15 protein-coding genes and 1 pseudogene are annotated in these 18,006 nt (G+C 41.9%); 4 read left to right on the forward strand and 12 right to left on the reverse strand.

Annotation, left to right across the window (positions count from 1 at the left end):
• Positions 1–29: 29 nt before the first annotated feature.
• Positions 30–896: a nucleotidyl transferase AbiEii/AbiGii toxin family protein gene (locus tag KUA48_RS00755; protein WP_117694892.1), complete on the reverse strand. Its 867-nt coding sequence runs from the start codon at positions 894–896 to the stop codon at positions 30–32.
• A gap of 1 nt (position 897) precedes the next feature.
• Positions 898–1,479, reverse strand: a complete 582-nt coding sequence (locus KUA48_RS00760; RefSeq protein ID WP_117694894.1) for a type IV toxin-antitoxin system AbiEi family antitoxin domain-containing protein — start codon at positions 1,477–1,479, stop codon at positions 898–900.
• A 421-nt stretch (positions 1,480–1,900) separates the two neighbouring features.
• Between KUA48_RS00760 and KUA48_RS00765 the strand changes: the two genes are divergently transcribed.
• A complete protein-coding gene (locus KUA48_RS00765) occupies positions 1,901–3,502 on the forward strand; it encodes an ATP-binding protein (RefSeq protein WP_153089132.1) in 1,602 nt (533 codons plus the stop codon).
• 83 nt (positions 3,503–3,585) lie between these two features.
• On the opposite strand, the gene KUA48_RS00770 is transcribed toward KUA48_RS00765, so the two are convergent.
• Positions 3,586–3,798 (reverse strand): DUF4248 domain-containing protein, encoded by a 213-nt coding sequence (locus tag KUA48_RS00770; protein WP_006846744.1) that lies wholly within the window; start codon positions 3,796–3,798, stop codon positions 3,586–3,588.
• A gap of 144 nt (positions 3,799–3,942) precedes the next feature.
• Positions 3,943–5,916, reverse strand: a complete 1,974-nt coding sequence (locus KUA48_RS00775) for a VapE domain-containing protein (protein WP_369503295.1) — start codon at positions 5,914–5,916, stop codon at positions 3,943–3,945.
• Between the two features lie 1,073 nt (positions 5,917–6,989).
• On the opposite strand from KUA48_RS00775, the pseudogene KUA48_RS00780 reads away from it, so the two are divergent.
• Positions 6,990–7,562: pseudogene (locus KUA48_RS00780) on the forward strand (zeta toxin family protein).
• Positions 7,555–7,719, forward strand: coding sequence for a hypothetical protein (locus KUA48_RS00785; protein ID WP_006846734.1), 165 nt, complete (start codon positions 7,555–7,557; stop codon positions 7,717–7,719). The pseudogene KUA48_RS00780 and the gene KUA48_RS00785 overlap by 8 nt, the downstream one beginning before the upstream one ends.
• Positions 7,720–8,235: 516 nt before the next feature.
• Here KUA48_RS00785 and KUA48_RS00790 read toward each other — a convergent pair.
• The 7 genes from KUA48_RS00790 to KUA48_RS00820 all read right to left on the reverse strand — a co-directional run bounded on the left by KUA48_RS00790 (position 8,236) and on the right by KUA48_RS00820 (position 16,654).
• Entirely contained in the window at positions 8,236–9,261 is a 1,026-nt protein-coding gene (locus KUA48_RS00790) for an IS110 family transposase (RefSeq protein ID WP_181993552.1), read from the reverse strand.
• A 287-nt stretch (positions 9,262–9,548) separates the two neighbouring features.
• Positions 9,549–10,574, reverse strand: a complete 1,026-nt coding sequence (locus KUA48_RS00795; protein WP_218433791.1) for an IS110 family transposase — start codon at positions 10,572–10,574, stop codon at positions 9,549–9,551.
• A gap of 225 nt (positions 10,575–10,799) precedes the next feature.
• Entirely contained in the window at positions 10,800–11,441 is a 642-nt protein-coding gene (locus tag KUA48_RS00800; RefSeq protein WP_118255650.1) for a DedA family protein, read from the reverse strand.
• Positions 11,442–11,502: 61 nt separating this feature from the next.
• A complete protein-coding gene (locus KUA48_RS00805; RefSeq protein WP_118255651.1) occupies positions 11,503–13,218 on the reverse strand; it encodes a glutamine--tRNA ligase/YqeY domain fusion protein in 1,716 nt (571 codons plus the stop codon).
• Positions 13,219–13,516: 298 nt separating this feature from the next.
• Complete coding sequence (locus KUA48_RS00810; RefSeq protein ID WP_147380719.1) at positions 13,517–13,897, reverse strand: hypothetical protein; 381 nt, start codon at positions 13,895–13,897, stop codon at positions 13,517–13,519.
• Between the two features lie 77 nt (positions 13,898–13,974).
• Positions 13,975–14,673 carry a phosphatase PAP2 family protein gene (locus tag KUA48_RS00815; protein ID WP_117694862.1) on the reverse strand — a complete coding sequence of 233 codons (699 nt, stop codon included), beginning with the start codon at positions 14,671–14,673 and terminating at the stop codon, positions 13,975–13,977.
• Positions 14,674–14,743: 70 nt separating this feature from the next.
• Positions 14,744–16,654, reverse strand: a complete 1,911-nt coding sequence (locus tag KUA48_RS00820; RefSeq protein WP_218433623.1) for an LTA synthase family protein — start codon at positions 16,652–16,654, stop codon at positions 14,744–14,746.
• 237 nt (positions 16,655–16,891) lie between these two features.
• Between KUA48_RS00820 and KUA48_RS00825 the strand changes: the two genes are divergently transcribed.
• Complete coding sequence (locus KUA48_RS00825) at positions 16,892–17,260, forward strand: helix-turn-helix domain-containing protein (protein ID WP_228112333.1); 369 nt, start codon at positions 16,892–16,894, stop codon at positions 17,258–17,260.
• 95 nt (positions 17,261–17,355) lie between these two features.
• Here KUA48_RS00825 and KUA48_RS00830 read toward each other — a convergent pair whose 3' ends face one another.
• Positions 17,356–17,973, reverse strand: a complete 618-nt coding sequence (locus tag KUA48_RS00830; protein WP_218433625.1) for a sigma-70 family RNA polymerase sigma factor — start codon at positions 17,971–17,973, stop codon at positions 17,356–17,358.
• Positions 17,974–18,006: the final 33 nt, after the last annotated feature.

The following is an 18,006-nucleotide window of genomic DNA, read 5'->3' on the forward strand; positions in this document are numbered from 1 at the left end:
CAAAGACGAAAGAATGATAAAAGGGTAAACTACTTTTTCCAATATTTTTCAGCCATAGGCTGCAACCTTTCCTTTATTACTTCCATAACAGTCTTGAAATCAAGAGTTTCTTTCCATTGAATCTTTTTCAGAAATGCTTTCCAGCGAACTATACGTGCTGCGTCTGTCGCAAAACTTTCTGTAAACAACTGCAATTCGGGATTGTATGTAAGCCCTCTATTATCGAAAGTCGCCTTAATCGCATCATATAATGTGTCATCAGACAAGTCTCTCTTTGTCAGGAGTTGGTAACAGTCGAAGAAATCTTTCATGCGACTGTTGAGCACATCTCGGTCTATCATCGTATGGAATTTCTCGGCGACAACAGTCTCCAAGGAATATGCCTGTATGTTCACAGATGGAATGTCAGGCAAAAGCAATGGGAAGTCAATAGTTGTTGGATATGGAGTTACAACATCACCAAAGCCAATGTCAACAGACATGTTGTAAGCGATAGTATCCATGTGGGCCGTAAAGTAAAATCTTGTGCCAGGATACTTCTTTTCAACAGTTATAGGCTCCAACTTAATGCTGTTAACATCAAACGATACTCCATCCTCATCGCATACAATGCCCAAAATTTCCTGGAACACGTGCGCAAGGAAATCCCTATCACGGCTAATTCTATCTGCCATGAAATCAACATCTACTGTAGGACGTGCCTCAAGTCCGTTCATCGCATAAAGCAAAGAGCCACCTTTCAGCAAAAAATTGTCCTTATATTGGCTTACAGATACTCTGTAAAGCAACCTCTCGTTGAAATATCTTGCCAAGAGATACATATATTTATAGCCTGTCTCATTCATCAGATTGAGCAAGCGGGTCTTAACAGACTTACCGTAGTTTTTCTTTCCCATCTTATTCTATAGCTATTTCAAGATAATTTTTCAATGTATTAAACACTCTGAGGCGTTGGGCGTAATCCTGCAAACGAGTGAGATTGCGGTTTGGCTTTTTCAGATAGGTGCGTATCACTTCAGCACAAATATCTAACCCCAATTTATTCCTGTATTTTACAGCATCGCAAACACTTCGCTCCATATCGGTAATACGAACATGATACCCTGAAATTTCTGCATCCATAATGCCGAACTCCAAGTTCTCCTTCTTCCAATAATACAGCTCTATCGGAAGCGTATCTGGTATCACCACCTTCCGCTTGTTGGCGATGGCTATACAAAAAGCAGGTGGAACAGTTGTCGAAAGCTGATGGTAAGCCCACGCATTGTACAGGCATACAATACCATTAGGTACAATCCGTTCCACATCAATCATTGTATTAAGCAAAGCATCGGGAACGGCATATATGCCATGACGCAACTTTATCAAGTCGCCACGCTCCTTAGCTCTCAACAGTCGTTTATACTCTGACAGATGAGATATATCAGTAGTGGAGATAGTGCCACCAAGTGCTGCTACTTTGCAAACTATATTGTTCATTTCACCTCTTATTAAATGTCATTACAGCTGCAAAAATACAATAAATTTCGAGAATACGGTAAGATTCTACGGATAATTTCATAAAATACCGCACATTTTTGCATATTTTCAGAGTCCTAATTATATTTGAGATGATAATAAACTCTAAAAAACATGCAACAATGCAGTATTCTAAATTTAAAATTGTATTTTTGCCACCAAGATGACAAAGAGTTGTTTGACAATCAAACGTATGCAAATTGTAGAAATTAGAACCGTTGCTAAATCATTACCTCCATTGAGGTGAAAAACTCATAAATCGCTCATTCTAAGCTATTCGGCAGATTTTAGCGTAATTTTTCAAAGACATTTTATTCCGCATTATTTTGCAGATACCAACTTTTTTCGTAACTTTGCCAAAAATTCAATAAAAAGCAACAATATGAAATATCCTATAGGAATACAAGACTTTGGAAAAATCAGAAATGATGGTTATGTCTATCTTGACAAGACAGACTTGATTTATGATTTAGTACACAATGGGAATATATATTTTCTGAGGCGTCCAAGACGATTCGGAAAGTCTTTGTTGATTTCTACCTTGGAATGCTACTTCCAAGGAAAAAAAGAATTGTTTAAAGGACTTGCCATCGAACAGTTAGAAAAAGAATGGAAGCAATATCCTGTTTTTCATCTAGATTTCAACGGCAAGGACTTCACACAGGCAGGCGAATTGGAAAAAACCTTGCAGACTTTTGTTGAAACCCAAGAACTGAATTATGGCAGAAACTCATTGGCCAACACCTTGGGAGACAGATTTATGGCTGTTTTGAAAGCTGCCCACGAAAAGACAGGACTTGGCGCCGTTGTCCTGATAGATGAATATGACAAACCTTTATTGGATGTTTTAGACACAGGGTTAAAGACCTTCGATTCTGAAGGCAACGAACGTTTGCTGGAAGACCGACATCGTGAAATCATGAAAGGGTTCTACAGTGTCTTCAAGGCTGCTGACAGAGATTTGAAATTCGTGCTGTTGACAGGTGTTACCAAGTCCTCGCAAGTAAGCGTATTCAGCGGTTTCAACCAACCAGATGATATCAGTATGGACGACCGCTACGAGGCTCTTTGCGGCATCACGGAAGAGGAACTGTATTCTGTCTTTGATGAGCAAATCAAGGCAATGGCTGCAAGATATAAAGTGTCTGAGGATGAGATGAAATATCGGCTCAAGCGCAAATATGACGGTTACCATTTCAGCCCAAGCATGCTCGACATCTACAATCCTTTCAGTATCTTGAACTCACTGAGTAAGAAAATCCTGAGTGATTTCTGGTTCCGTACAGGTTCACCTACTTATCTGGTCCGCTTATTAGCTCACTTCGACGAAAACCTCAATGAACTGACAGGGAAATTTTATCCTACCAGCAGTTTTATAGATTACAAGGCGGATACAGAGGCTCCATTGCCAATGATTTACCAGAGTGGTTATCTCACCATTAAGGATTGGAACATGGATACCGATTCTTATCTCTTGGATTTTCCAAACGATGAAGTAAAAGCTGGTTTCGTAACCATGGTGGCAGCCAACTATCTGAAGCCTAAGGAATCGCCTGATGCATGGGTCGTAGAAGTTGTTAACACGATGAAGACGGGAGATTGCGACAAATTGGAAAAATTACTCACTTCCTTCTTCGCCAGTATACCCTATAGCCAACGTCGTAAAGATGACGAGCGGGAAAAAGAGCGATACTTTCAATATACCTTCTATCTGGTGATTCGCATGATAAGCAGTTTTACCGTTCTAATAGAAAAGGAGCAAAGTGAAGGACGGGTTGATTGCATTATTGAAACCCCAATGTTTGTATATATCTTCGAATTTAAGCGTGATGGGTCAGCGACTGAAGCCTTGAAACAAATCGAGGAAAAAGGATATGCCCGTGAGTATGCTACAGACAACAGAACGATTTACCTGATAGGCTGCAATTTCTCGTCTAAGACGGGGACGATTGACGACTGGAAGTCTAAGGGCAAAAGCGTTTAAAAAACGTTTTTTTTCCTATAATAAATTCACCCTGGAAGGGATATGCATAGTGTGTTGTATGCATTCCCTTCCAGGGTGATTTTTTATGGTTCATCCAGAAATTCGATGATTTCTGCTACTTGTTGCCGGGTGTAGAAGTGGGAAAACTTGCCGGCGTAGCCCGAACAGAGGCTCTGCTTGAGCTCGGGACACCGGTTGATCCATCTCACCAGCCGGTTGAGCGCTACCCTGGGGGTAGCGGTGGGAAAGTAGAGCATGGCGAGCTCTGCCTTCCCGTAACTTCTGTCTTCTATCATAATTTGTTCTTTTTAGTCTGTTTTTGTCAGTTGCTTCTTTCTTCTGCCTGGTAGAATAAAATCTCTCCGAATCATAAGAAAATCCCTCCGAAAGATACGGAAATATCTCCGAAAGATAAAAAAATATCTCCGAAGCAGAATTTCCTAAAATGGGAGATCCTCGGGCGGAATATTCTCGCTGCCATCCATCTTCTGGTTGTTCTCTATCTCGTCAGGACGCATCTCTATCACCTTCCAGCCGTTGCCCGTCTTGCGGTGAATCTTCTTGAACCCCAGCGCCTCCATGAACATCGATATATCCTTGTTCGACATCGACTGGCGGAAGGCGGGGTTCGTACAGATGCGCTCCATCACATCACTCGCCGTAACAAACTTGCAGAACTCGGACGGTGTATCGGCATCAGGAACACGGTAGAACTTGTTGATGCGCTCGGCTATGTAGTTGTTTACACGGAAATAAAGATTGTGGCGCTGAATCTCCTCGTTCTCCTCCTTCGTAAACCAGTAAACCCAGTCGCAAGGCTCACCCCTCCGGCGCTTCTCTATCACCTCCTGAGCCAGTGCCACAGCCTGGGAGTAGATGCCCTCGTAATTGAAGGGAAAGTCGATGGGACTCTTGATCTTCTCGATGCGCCAGATGAGGAAACGGCGGTTCTCGTCATCATCGATGATATGAACCTCATTGCTCGTGGCGCAGAACCCCGCATTGTTCTGCAAGATGCAGTCCCACTCGGCATAAGGGATTCGCATGCTGATGTTGCGCTTCGTGATGTTGCTCTTAAAGGAATCCAGGTTCTTGCCGCGCAGACAGCTGAACTCATCGAGACACACTATCGCCTTGCTGGCACACATCTGCAGGAAATCCTTGTTCTTGTAGTCGCCCGTAGAATCGTTGGCGAAATACTTGCGCAGATGGGGCGGCAGAAGATGGTCGAAAAACGTGGTCTTGAAGATGCCGCCCTTGCCTACGAAAACCATGATAGACTGGTTGGTGACATCGGGCTGAACCCAGCAAACCACCATGTTGACCAGCCATTTCTTGAAGGCATAGACAAAATCCTCCTCCGTATGGCGGTAACCGCCTGTCTGCATCACGGTTACCCGATGGGCCAATTCAGCGATATAGTCAGTCTTTCCGTCCCATTTCGGCAGACTCTTCAGATATTCCTCCATGGGGTTGAATTCGGGACTGAAGTTACTTCTTATCACCGTATCCAGCTTTTTCTGAGTGGTACAGATGTTCTCCAGTTCCATCTTCACGAACAGGGAATTGCTCACCCGGGTATCCACTTCGGTCCAGTCGAGATAGAGTTTCTCTCCGGTGTTGATGGCGCGCACTTCATACTGGTTGCTCAGCGTGTTGTGGTGCATTTCATATCGGGCTCCCAGCCATCCCAGCAGTGCTCTCATGCTGGTATAGCGTTTCTGCTCATCATCTCCCTGCTGTCTTATCTTCCAGGTTCCCAGCCGCTCGGTATGCTTGTAAATCTCCCGTGCCACCCGCTCGGTATCGGCATATTCGCCGCCAAACTTATCTGCCATATGTTTCACAGCCTCCTCCTTTTCGGCTCCGAAACAGAGGCAGAATGTGGCGTATCTTACTACGTAGCTGTTGTGATGATGCTCCTCAAACCGCTCTTCCCAGCTCTCCGCCAGTTTGTCTACATATTGCAGAATCTCTTCGGTGGTGAGCGTCTTGGGTGGCGCCTCGTCTTCCTGTTTGCGAGGATTTTTCTTTTTGGGTTTTTCAGCCTCCGTCTGCCTTTTCCTGTTCTGTTCCTCCTGTTGCTTTGTAGCTTTTTCGAAGTTCTCCACCTCCTCCCAGGTGATGGCGAGAACTTCGGCATTCCAGTTGAAGTAAGCCTCGGGGTCGTAAGCCAGTCCGCAGCTTCTCACCATGTCCTGGCATTGCTTGTCGCTGCTGATACCCAACAGTTTGTCGTACAGTTCCATGGCTTTCCTGATGGCGAGCAGGTGGAGTTCGGTGGCAGTGAGATTGCATCCTTCAGGACGCATATATCTGAGCAGGATGCGGAATCCCTTGCCCGAGACGGTGATATAGAAGATCATGGTGAAGAGGATGTTCCGGGCGGTCTGCCTGAGTGCCGTCTGTGGCATTTACACCACATACGTTGGCGATAGCCATTTTTACGCTGGCTTCTTCTTCCATTTCTGCTGAAAATTTCAGCACTTCTTGTTTTGTTATGTTATTATTTTCCATGCTGCGAAGTTACACAAAAAGCTGCACATTGGCAGTGAGGGCTATAGCCCTCACTTTTTACAAAGAATAACCTAGGTTAAAGTTTTTAACGCAGCATTTTTGCGCCCATTTTTGTAGGGGTATTTCGAAGAAGAAGTAGTGAAGAAGTGAAACATCGGAAAAGTGACGAGGTGAAGGGTGAAGGGTATATTTTAAATCTTATATTATATTCTTTTTTTTAGGATTTTTGGAAAAGCCGGAAAGCCAGAAAAATGAAAAAACGGATTTTTTCCCTTGCCGCGCGTATATATAAAAAAGAGTTTTCAAACCTTCACCCTTCACCTTTTTATTTAACGTTTTATGTGTCAAATAGTTACGGGTGAAGGGTGGTGAAGGGTGTTTTTCGCTTTTTATAAACATATTTTAAGGATTCAACCCGTTTTTACATATTTTAAGCGTTTATTTTCGGTTCTGAAATGGGTGCCTTTTTTTAGGGTCCCTTTTTTTCTCTTTTTTTACCGCTGAAATCTTTGAAAATGCGAGTGAGGTATGGAATCCCGTCTTATATTGTGTTAAACGATTATCAGATAAAAGAAGTTAACGATACCGAAAAAGGACTGATTTTTAAACAAATATTAACGCAGAAAACTTGAAGTTTCGCATATTAGATTCAGGTTTCGCAGGTTCAGGAGTTAAGGAGTTAAAGAGTTAAATGAGTTAAAGAAGTTAAATGAGTTATCGCTCTCTATAGTCGCTGAGGAGTTAAGACTTTACCCCATACGCCCTGAAAGGGCAGAAGCTCCTAGCCCTGGGCTAGGAGCTTTTGGGCCTTCAGCCCGTACTTAAGCCACATGCGAAGTTCAGTCCTTTAACTTCCTGATATGTGAAAGTTCAGTTATTAGCCAATAATGATGTTAATTTCATTCAAATATTTGGCGTTATCAAGATTTTGCAGTATATTTGCATCCAAAAGAATTTAAATGTGAATCAAATGGTTAAGCATTTATATATAATAGCAGGTTGTAATGGAGCAGGCAAAACGACTGCTTCTAAGACGATTCTTCCCTAGTCTTTGCTCGTTAAGGAATTTGTTAATGCTGATGAAATTGCAAAAGGTCTCTCGCCTTTCAATCCTGAAGGAGTAGTGATAGAAGCAGGGCGTTTGATGCTTAGGAGAATAGAAGATTTGCTGGAAATGGGTGAATCGTTCTCCATAGAAACTACTTTAGCAACCAGATCTTATATTAACCTGGTGCGCAGAGCACAAGAAAAAGGGTATGTTGTGCATCTCTTGTTCTTTTGGCTGGATAGTATAGAGCTTGCAAAAAGACGTGTAGCTGATAGAGTAGCTAGTCGCGGGCATAACATTCCTTTGCCTGTAATTGAACGTAGGTATAAGGCTGGCCTTAAGAATCTTTTTGAGATATTTATGAAAGAAGTGGATATCTGGATTCTATTTGATAACAGTTTAAATAAAGGAGAACGTGTTGCTTTCGGAGGTAGACTGCTTCCAACAAAGATTAAGGATATTGTTAAATTTAAAAGAATTAAGGATTATGAGTGAAAGTGAGATTGAGGGCTTTATCAACAAAGTTGAATCAGGCTTAGTTGAAGCTCAGCATGATATGTTGGTAGAAAAGGCTTTATACAATCGTCCTGTTGTCATTAGTGACGGAAATGGCGGGGTAGTAGAAGTTTCTGCCAAGCAATTATTAAATTAGAAAAGTTTTTATCATTCTTTTAACTAGAGTCGCCCTTCCCCCTTTGCTTTACCCTTCGGTCAGCGATTTTCAATTCCGCTACGTACCGGTGGCCGTTGGTTCAGGGCGTGCTGCTTGGTTTTGCCTGCGTTCTGCTTCTTCTCTTTCCTTCGGCAGAGGATATAAAGCTGCAGAAAGCGGAGATGTAGATTACGAATATCACCATATAATCAAGGGTCTATACGCCACCTTTTATTCGTGGCATATAGACCCTTGTCGTTTCCCGATTCCTAAGACATAGCCAAATTTTTGAGCAACTTTTTGTGTTAATAAATACAAAAGAGGTATTTTGGAACATACAGGCACTAAAATATCGGTAGCAGAAATGGTCAAAAATGATTTTTCTGTTACAAATCAACACGGAACTCGTTCTTTTAATAGCGTGTGGCTAGATTCCTAATTAGTTATCCGTGTTTGTGTCTTTACAAGACTCTAAATGGCAGTAGCACAGACTGCTATAGTTCACTTGTTTCGGACTTATGATATTGCAAGTTTTTCATTGCTGCTCTTTGAATCCAACGGTTCCCATTTTCTGTTCTGCTTACCTATAGCGAACATTCTGAGAACAAGTTTGAACTTAACGGCATTCAATGCCTTGCGTTTTGTGTCTGAATCTTGCTTACCTCCTAATTTACGGTTATAAAATGATTGTAACTCTGCATCATATTGTACAACAACTGTGGCCGCCATGGATAGATCTGCTTTCGCCTGACCATCACAGCGTGCTGAAGGTCGGGGACGCCATTTCACACTGGTGCCTGAAGTGCGGAAGTGCGGTGCCACGCCGACATAACTGGCATATTGCCTTGCTGTTTCAAAAGCGGTAAAGTTTCGGGTAATGACAATGACATTTATGGCATTGACGAAGCCTATTCCCGGTATTGTCAGAAGATTCTTGTAAGTAGACAAGAGGCTATCGTCTGTAGCCAGCAACTTCTGTTCTTCCAACTCGATGTTCTCAATGTCACGGCTGAATTTTTTGATGTAGCCATCATATAACTGGGCATCTTCCTTTGTGATGCATAGCTGTCTTCTGTTCATGAAGCATGTACGCTGTTCCACCAGGAACTTACGCTCATTCATCAGTGCCTTGAGTCTCTGCATGGTCTTGTCAGGCATATTATAAGGCTTGACACATTCAGTACCATTATAGCGATAGAGAAAGTCTGCAATCTTGGCAGAGTCAATCTTGTCGCTCTTGTCCTTGGGCCCCATGGGATAATGCTTTACCACATGGGTGGAGAGCATGCAGAACTGATAGTTCCTGGTATTAAGAAACTTCTCCAGCTCCATGGAATAGCTGCCGGTGAACTCCATTCCGAAGAGACTGTTCGAGAGAACCACATGATTCTTCTTGAGCCATGTGCACATTTCGCCAAATCCCTTGCGGGAATTGTTGAATACATCGTGAGAAAAGTCCTTAATTGGGGTTTCTTCACAGAAAATTGATACGTCAATGACATTTTTTGAGATGTCGATGCCGATAAATGATTTATTTTTCATACCTTTGTACCGCATTTTGTAGGAAGGAGCTCTCTATGTCAGGGTAAGCCACATCTTTTAAAAGCTTCCACGGCTAATTCCCTAAACGGCACTTGACCTGGCATTTCAGGCTGGGGAGACTAGATCAGGGAAAGGTCTTTGTCTAAGACAAAATAGTTCACTACCCCCGTCCGGAGTTCCTTCCATTTCAGATGCTCCGGCAAAGGTAGTGAAAAAAACGCAGACAAAAGACTTAGTCGGGAAATAGTTATGCTCTAAGAAGTGCGATAGTTCACTTTTGCTGCATTTTAGTTCTTATATGCATCTGTCTCCACATATGGTGTTCCACGCTTTATCACGGCAAACATACGAAGGACCAGCTTGAACTTGACGGCATTGAGCACGATGCCACCGCATTTTTCCTTTCTCTTGCGTATCCAATAGTCTCTTATTGAAGGATTGTTCCTTATGGCGGAAAGGACAGCTATGGATAAGTCTGCCTTGGCTTCAGAAAAGCCTTTCTTGGAAACCCCCGTTTTCTTTCTTACTGAGGTACCAGATTCCTTTTTAAAAGGGGCTATTCCTATGTAACAGGCATATTTGCGAGGATTGCTGATTGCAGTGAAATTTTCCGTCAATACAATGGTTTCCAACGCTATGATGCGACCAATGCCAGGAATGGAGGTCAGCAGATTGTAATTCTTTCTGATGCTTGTATCTTCATTCATGTAGCTGTCAATCTCTTTGTCTATTGCTTTCTGGTTTTCCTGCATGTTCTTCAGCAGGAGTTTCTTGCGTTCAACGGATAAGTCTGTATCGTATGCGCTGATATCATGAAGCTGCTGCTTATAGAGAGTTGACTGCTTGGTGTTCTGCTTACGCTCTGCCAGCAATCTCTTCAACTTGAAATAGACAGGTGAAGGAAGTTTGGAGGGATTGCGAAGAATCTTCTTGTGGTTCTGCTCACAATAGATTGCTATTCTGAAAGCATCCAGTTCATCAGTCTTGATACGGTCTAGAGAGCGCTGGTCATCATCCAAGTCTGGCTCGAAGCGATGCATTTTGCGAGGTTCCACCATACCATAGATATATTCTTTGGATTCCAGCCATAATCTGAAGTTTTGGTTATAGAGTCCAGTATATTCCATACAGAACAAAAAGGTATCGAAGTCTTTTCCTACCTTTGCGACCCAGGAGCCAATCTTTTTGAACCCAGCATCATCATTGCTCACCTTAATATGAGCATTCTTCCAGTCGATGGTTTCACCATCATAATAAGCAAGGTCGAGAGTCTTCTTGGAGACATCTACGCCAAAGTAAAGTTCCTTATCCATATTATTGACATTTTAGCATTAAATGGAAACAAGAAAACATTTGGCTTGGCGAAGGACTGAATCAAAAAATAGTGATATTCTAGAGTGACATACAGTTCACCTTAACACCCGTTAACCAATTCGTTTAAACTTGTTTCCAGGTGCAAAGGTAAAAGTGAAGTGCGGGGAATTATACTGAAGAAAATCCCCCATCCCGCTTGAGGAAGCAGGATGGGGGATAGTTTCTTATTTCTTCTTGAGCCCCTTGTATGCAAGGAAAGCTACAATAACAATGGCAAGAGCCAAGATGATGTAACCGAGCTCATGACTATACTTTAATGCCTGCTGATATACATCTTGAGTTGTTTTATAGTCTGTATATTGGTATATCCCCCAACCGATGATTGCTAAAACAGTATTCCAGATGCCAGCACCGATTGTGGTATAGAGCAAGAATTTGCCTACATGCATACCTGCCAAACCGGCTGGAATACTGATTAATTGGCGAACAGCTGGTACCAGGCGCCCAAAAATAGTGGATGCGGCTCCATGCTTGCGGAAATACTCTTCTGCAACTTCTACCTTTTGGCGGTCTATCAGGCACATATGTCCGATGCGGCTGTCTGCAAAACGGTAGATGATAGGGCGGCCTACCCATTTAGCTAAATAATAGTTGATAAGTGCACCGATATTGGCACCAATGGTGGCAAACACGATGACTAGGATAAACGACATTCCGCTATCAGGATCCATGGCTTTCCATGCTGCAGGTGGAACAACCACCTCTGATGGGAATGGGATGAATGAACTCTCGATAGCCATGAAAAGGGTTACTACCCAGTAATTTAAATTGTCGAGTATCCAAAGAAAAAGCTCTGCTGTATTCATTTGTTATCTGAATCTAAATAATATCTGTCTCAGTGTTGAAACTGAGACAGATATAGGTGATTTATTTATTCTGTTTTGCCCATGTATCCTTCAAGCCAACGGTTTTGTTGAATACTGGTTTTTCTGCAGTAGAATCAAGATCGGCCATGAAATAACCGATACGCTGGAACTGGAGATATTCACCTGGCTTCTTGTTGGCTGCATATTCCTCAATATAGCAGTTAGGATAGTCGTGGAAGCTGTCTGGGTTGAGCAACTCGTGGAAGTCACGTTCATCAGCAGATGGATTTTCTACCATAAAGAGACGGTCGTATTCGCGCACCTCTGCCTTTACGCAGTGATCTGCTGATACCCAATGCAATGTACCCTTAACCTTACGGTTGGCACCTTCCATGCCGCTCTTACTGATAGGATCGTATTCTGCCTGAATTTCAGTGATAACGCCATTTTCGTCCTTTGTGCATCCAGTGCACTTAACGATGTAAGCATTCTTCAGACGAACTTCTTTACCCGGAGTCATACGGAAGAATTTTTTAGGAGCATCTTCCATAAAGTCAGCACGCTCTATCCAGAGATTCTTGGAGAATGTGATGGTGTGTGTGCCATCAGCTTCATTTTCTGGATTATTGATGGCTTCCATTTCCTCTGTTTCACCTTCCGGATAGTTGGTAATTACGAGTTTTACAGGATCAAGTACTGCACTCACACGACATGCTTTCTTGTTCAAGTCTTCTCTAACAGATGCTTCGAGTAAGGCCATATCGTTGAGAGCATCGAACTTAGTATATCCGATACTGTCGATAAACATACGAATACTCTCAGGAGAGTAACCGCGACGGCGCATTCCGCAAAGAGTAGGCATACGTGGGTCGTCCCATCCGATAACCAGTTTCTCATCAACCAGCTGGTGAAGCTTACGCTTGCTCATTACTGTATAAGTGAGGTTCAATCGGTTGAACTCAATCTGACGTGGACGATTGTCGTTTAATACATCTGCAGTTCCGTCCTTCTCCTTCAAGAAGTCGATGAACTTATCGTAAAGCGGACGGTGAGGTACAAATTCCAATGTACAGATAGAGTGAGTTACCCCTTCAAAGTAGTCACTCTGTCCATGAGCAAAATCATACATAGGATATGCATGCCATTTAGTTCCTGTACGGTGATGAGGAGTATGGATGATACGATACATGATAGGATCGCGGAAATGCATATTTGGATTCGCCATATCGAGTTTTGCGCGAAGAACCATGCTGCCTTCTACGGCCTCAGGAGTATTCATCTTCTCAAACAAAGCAAGGCTTTCTTCGATTGGGCGATCACGATATGGACTAGCAGTACCCGGTGAGGTAGGAGTACCCTTCTGCTGTGCAATTTCTTCAGCAGTTTGTTCATCTATATATGCATTGCCCTTCTTGATCATCCAGACAGCAAAATCCCAAAGCTTCTCAAAGTAGTCAGAAGCATAGTAGATATTGCCCCACTTGAATCCGAGCCACTGGATGTCTTGAAGAATATTCTCTACATATTCATTGTTTTCCTTGCTAGGGTTAGTGTCATCAAAACGAAGATTGCAAACACCATTATATTTCTCTGCAACACCAAAGTCCATGCAGATAGCTTTGGCATGGCCGATATGCAGATAACCATTAGGCTCTGGCGGAAAACGCGTCTGGATTCGTCCTCCGTTTTTGCCTTCTTTGAGATCTTCCTCAACTAACTGTTCTACGAAAGAGATACTTTTCTTCTCTTCCAAATTGTTTTCTTCATTAATTGCCATAATTCAATAAAAAGAATAATTTTTAAATTTATGGTGCAAAGATACAAATTTAATTGTAAGTACCGAAATTATCTGGCAGATAATTTTGTTTTGGGAGCGATAATTTTGTTTTGGGAGCAATAATTCACAAAATATGTTTTTAAACATATAAAAAGATTCGTTCGTTTCGAAAAATATGTCTATCTTTGCATCGTTATCCTGAATACAATCTTTTTACCTTAAATGAAACTAATACCAAAAAGAACGCCTTCGCTGTGAAGCGAGGGCGTTTTGCTTTTTATACCAGGTTCATATTCTATTACTTTTTGCGGAATGTTTCGTTCTTAATAATGATAGAACCTTCTTCTGTATCGAGTGTTGCCTGCTCCTGAACGTCGGCATCAAGACCCTTGCGGCTCAGGATAATCACTGCTGCTTTACCTTCTGGCTTAGCTGGCAATTCCCACTTGTAAAATTCCTTATCAAGGCCTTTTACTTTAACAGAGAAATCACTGTTCAAAGTTACACAGCGCTCACCATCTGCGCTCTTATATTCACCGGCTGCGGCAGCCTGAAATGCAGAATCGGTTACAACTGTCTGTTCTGCCTGAGCTGGTGCCTGTGCTGGTGCTTTTTTCTCAGAACATGCTGTGAAAGCTATCAGGCCCATAGCAAATGCAAGAATTGATAATTTCTTCATAATCTTTAAATTTTATATGTTAATAATAATGTATAATCTAAACCATTTTTATAAGCTAACTCTTTTTATACATTTGTTTATCTCAGTGGTATGCTATAGAAAGACAGTATTCCACTGGTACAAATGATTACCCAAATAGAAACGAGCCCCGTAATGATAGGGACGCTTGCAAATCTGATGTCGTGGTTGGGCTTAAAACGTTCGGTATGCTTCCTTAAAAAATACTGAAATATATAATAATATAAGGTGGCATAGAGAAAACCAATGAGGGTACCAATCAGGATGTCGCCAAAATAGTGTACACCGAGATACATTCGGGAATAACTGGTTATCAATGCCCATAGGCATAAGAATATCGTGAGTTTGCTCCGGCGAACCAGATATTGGGCAAAGAAGGCCATGCTCCATGCATTGGCTGCATGAGAAGACGGGAAACCATATCTTCCACCCCGATATCCTTGAACAACATGTACCATCGGACTGATAGGATTATCAGGATTGCTGGGACGCATTCTTGCTACCAATGGCTTCAGAATTCCTGATGCAGTCTGATCTGAAAACAAGATAATCAGAGTGATGACAACTATAGTGCTCATCACAACCTTGACAGGAAAATTCTTCAGCAGTACAAAGATAAAACTGGCATAGAACGGAACCCATACAAAACGGTCTGAGAAAATCATCATGAAGTAATCCCAATACACGTTGTGAAAACCATTGAAAAACAGAAAAATCTGCGTATCAATCTGTTCTATTTGATGAAGTAATTCTATCATAGTCTTTCTTTATGAAATTCTGTAATGTTCGCTTTCTTGTTTCTGATAATCTGTTGCCCTGTCGTTTGGGCTATTTTGCACTCAAGTCATCGTACAACTTCTGAAGATAAGCCATGCCTCGCTTCAGGTTATAACCTTTTTTGCCTTTATCATAAACAACCTTTTTGGATTTGTTGTCGTAGATGATAGAGTTTTCCTCTGATACCATGCCGAAAGCATCGGGTACATCAAAGAATGCAAATTTAGGAGTAGCATCACTCAACATGTTCTTGCTGAACAAGAAGTCTTTGTGAGGAATGCCTAATTGTCCGAGCAGTGTAGCTGCTATATCATGCTGACTTCCTATGAGCTTAACATTCATTGGGCGAGCTATTGCTCCACCGGTCATGATAAGTGGAATCTGATAGCGGCTGCGGTCAAAGTTGTCAAGATGTTCTTTGTATGCGCCAACATGATCGGCAACGAGTAATACCAAAGTATTTTTCCATCTAGGCAATTTGCTGTATTCACGCAGAAGATGACCTATGACGCTATCAGTGTAAGCAAATGCATTTAAACGTTTGTCTTTCAGTCTGCTATATGGCACATCGAATGGCTCATGACTGCTTGATGTCTGGAATACTCTCAGCATAGACTGTTTGGTGTTTTGTTCTTTCCTGAGGTCTGCAAGCAGCCGGTTGGCTACTATATGATCGTGTACTCCCCATTTGCTCAATTTGTCTTCTATAGGGAAATCACTATCTGAAATGATTCTCTCATAGCCCTGGGAAACCAGCCAAGAGCGTTGGTTGGCAAAATCAACATCACCACCATAATAATATGCATTGCCGTAATGCTTTGCTTTAGCCAATGAACGTGCCAATGATGGTAATTGTGCAGATTTTGCTGGGTAGCGCATGATGCTGGTTGTAGGTTGTGCAGGATAACCGCTCAAAACAGCAACCAATCCACGATCCGTGCGGAAAGTATTGGAATAGAATCTTGGGAAGAAAATTCCCTTTTGGGCTATTGAGTCCAAGCAGACCGCTACGTCTTTATGTGTTCCGACGGAAGGCATGATGTCGTTGGCAAAGCTTTCCATAATAATAATAAGTATATCTGGCTTTCCGTTTTTCCGAGCTTCTTCATTCAGGAGCGGGTAGGTATTCTGGTCGCTTGAACTTACCATTTGAGCAAAGAGCTTGTTAGCTTCTTCTTCTGACATGTATCGGTATTGCGATGCAAAATCTTCCTGATGGGTAAGTGATTCAAACAGGCTGAACATCGGATTGACGGCAGCATGATTCAAAAACGCATTTTGGCTGAAATATGCCTTTCCTGTATTTGTTGTAGATACAGTAAATCCTCCTCTGATAGGGATGAAGAGAAGGGCAGTAAGCAGCAACAAAATAAGAGAATGGCGCATACGATGATGCTCTATGTCAGAGTAGCGTGTTCTGCGACCACTGCCGAAATCTCCAAAACCATAGTTGCTGTATCTGCTGGAATAGCGCTTCTGGGTATGAGGCATGCGGAGTGCGAACCAGACGGCTATGGTAAGCAGCACAGTGATGAGGAGAGCAAAAAAGATGTAAAGCCCTCCAACACTTGCAAGTGCATCCTTTGGCGAAGTAAAGAAATAATATAATGGAGTGCTATCTAGCGGGAAGTTCCAATATGGATATAATCCTGCATTCAGTATGAATGTAATGGAAACCAGGAAAGATGCCAGTATATAATAAGCATTCAGAATAGGACGTATAATCTCCTTACGAAACCAAATCATTGCGATGAGCAACAAACCCGGTAGTGCGGTGAGGTAACCAGCCATAGAGAGGTCGAGTGATAAACCATACCACATCACTGTAGGCATTTCGCTCCAGATATTATCGATAGGTTGTGTAGCAGAAGCCTTTTCCAATATCATGAAAAATGGTTTCTGAAAACCGAACAAAATGACAAACGTAAAATACGTTTTTATAAACCACAATATTTGCTTCATATCTATGCTTCTTGTCTAATAATTATGATATACTCGGCTTTGAGCTTGAAAATTAATGCAAAAATAACCATTTTATTTCATATAAACGACTTTTTTGTGTTTATTTTTCAAAAAAGTGAGAAAAAATTTGGTCGTTCTAAATAAAAGTCGTACCTTTGTTGTAATAAATTTTATAACATAACTATGGCTAAGTACAATATTCAACCTAAAAAAGAAAAAATAGCAAGATATCAATCTATGCTGAGTGAAGAAACTAAGGACCGCCTTCGCGACGAGATAATCCGTGTTCTTGTTACTGAAAGAAAGTACAAGGACCCAGACTATAGTTCCAAGAAACTTGCAGAGGATTTGAATACTAACTCTCGCTATATTTCTGCTGTATGCGCAACTCGATTTCATAAGAATTATGCCGAGTTGGTGAATGATTATCGAGTAAACGATGCTATGTCTTTACTTACCGATAAACGTTATGCAAGAATGACTGTAGAAGGTATCAGCGAAATGGCTGGTTTCAATACTCGTCAGAGTTTCTATGCTAATTTCTTCAAGCGAATAGGCGTTACTCCTCGTCAATATCGTGCTAATCATTTTAAGGGATTGGAGTAAGTTTAATAGTTAATAACTAGAACATGAAACAAAAAGGAGGGTGTATCATAAGTTAATGATTCACCCTCCTTTTTGTTTTTACAAACTATTGCGAGTTACCTCTTGAAGTAGTTTCTCAATGCCTGGTGGCGGATACTCCTGTTCAATCTGCGTATGGTCAGATTTCGTATCTGGCGAACTCGCTCGCGTTTGAGCCCCATATCTTCAGCAATTTCAGCCATCGTTTCCTTAGGAACCCCTATACCATAGAATTTGGTGATGATTTTTTTCTCTCGTGGCAATAAATCTGCAATGCTTTCTGCCATCTTTTTCTTCATCATTTCTATGTTCAGGGTATCATCTGCAATCTTTACATCCGGATCGTTTAATATGTCTAATAGGGTATACGGATTGTTTGCGCTTAGTGGCGCATCTACAGATACAGCCTTGTCTGCGTTTCTTGGGGCATATTTCTTCTGATCTTTCGGTAAACGATAAACTCCTGATTGTTTATCAATGGCCTGTGATATAGCCTTGTGAACGAATGGACCGGCATAAGCCACAAAATCGGTGCCCCGGTCGGCTTGGAACTTTCTGGCTGCCATAAGCATTGCCAGCGTTCCTTCGCTAACCAAGTCATCAAACTCAACGCCTTTACCTTTATACTGGTTGGCTACTGATTTTACATAGTTTAAGTTCTCACTAACTATCTTGTTTATTTCTTTTTCTGTCATACTCAATAATTCTTTTTGCAAATATACATAGAA

Source organism: Segatella copri, from assembly GCF_019249795.2.
GTDB lineage: Bacteria > Bacteroidota > Bacteroidia > Bacteroidales > Bacteroidaceae > Prevotella > Prevotella copri_B.

Bases quoted from the DNA above. Each gene is read 5' to 3' on its own strand.
- KUA48_RS00790 (WP_181993552.1), bottom strand. From the start codon at position 9,261: ATGAAAAATAAATCATTTATCGGCATCGACATCTCAAAAAATGTCATT.
- KUA48_RS00785 (WP_006846734.1), top strand. From the start codon at position 7,555: ATGAGTGAAAGTGAGATTGAGGGCTTTATCAACAAAGTTGAATCAGGC.
- KUA48_RS00755 (WP_117694892.1), bottom strand. From the start codon at position 896: ATGGGAAAGAAAAACTACGGTAAGTCTGTTAAGACCCGCTTGCTCAAT.
- KUA48_RS00810 (WP_147380719.1), bottom strand. From the start codon at position 13,897: ATGAAGAAATTATCAATTCTTGCATTTGCTATGGGCCTGATAGCTTTC.
- KUA48_RS00795 (WP_218433791.1), bottom strand. From the start codon at position 10,574: ATGGATAAGGAACTTTACTTTGGCGTAGATGTCTCCAAGAAGACTCTC.
- KUA48_RS00760 (WP_117694894.1), bottom strand. From the start codon at position 1,479: ATGAACAATATAGTTTGCAAAGTAGCAGCACTTGGTGGCACTATCTCC.
- KUA48_RS00825 (WP_228112333.1), top strand. From the start codon at position 16,892: ATGCTGAGTGAAGAAACTAAGGACCGCCTTCGCGACGAGATAATCCGT.
- KUA48_RS00805 (WP_118255651.1), bottom strand. From the start codon at position 13,218: ATGGCAATTAATGAAGAAAACAATTTGGAAGAGAAGAAAAGTATCTCT.
- KUA48_RS00820 (WP_218433623.1), bottom strand. From the start codon at position 16,654: ATGAAGCAAATATTGTGGTTTATAAAAACGTATTTTACGTTTGTCATT.
- KUA48_RS00800 (WP_118255650.1), bottom strand. From the start codon at position 11,441: ATGAATACAGCAGAGCTTTTTCTTTGGATACTCGACAATTTAAATTAC.
- KUA48_RS00815 (WP_117694862.1), bottom strand. From the start codon at position 14,673: ATGATAGAATTACTTCATCAAATAGAACAGATTGATACGCAGATTTTT.
- KUA48_RS00765 (WP_153089132.1), top strand. From the start codon at position 1,901: ATGAAATATCCTATAGGAATACAAGACTTTGGAAAAATCAGAAATGAT.
- KUA48_RS00830 (WP_218433625.1), bottom strand. From the start codon at position 17,973: ATGACAGAAAAAGAAATAAACAAGATAGTTAGTGAGAACTTAAACTAT.
- KUA48_RS00775 (WP_369503295.1), bottom strand. From the start codon at position 5,916: ATGCCACAGACGGCACTCAGGCAGACCGCCCGGAACATCCTCTTCACC.
- KUA48_RS00770 (WP_006846744.1), bottom strand. From the start codon at position 3,798: ATGATAGAAGACAGAAGTTACGGGAAGGCAGAGCTCGCCATGCTCTAC.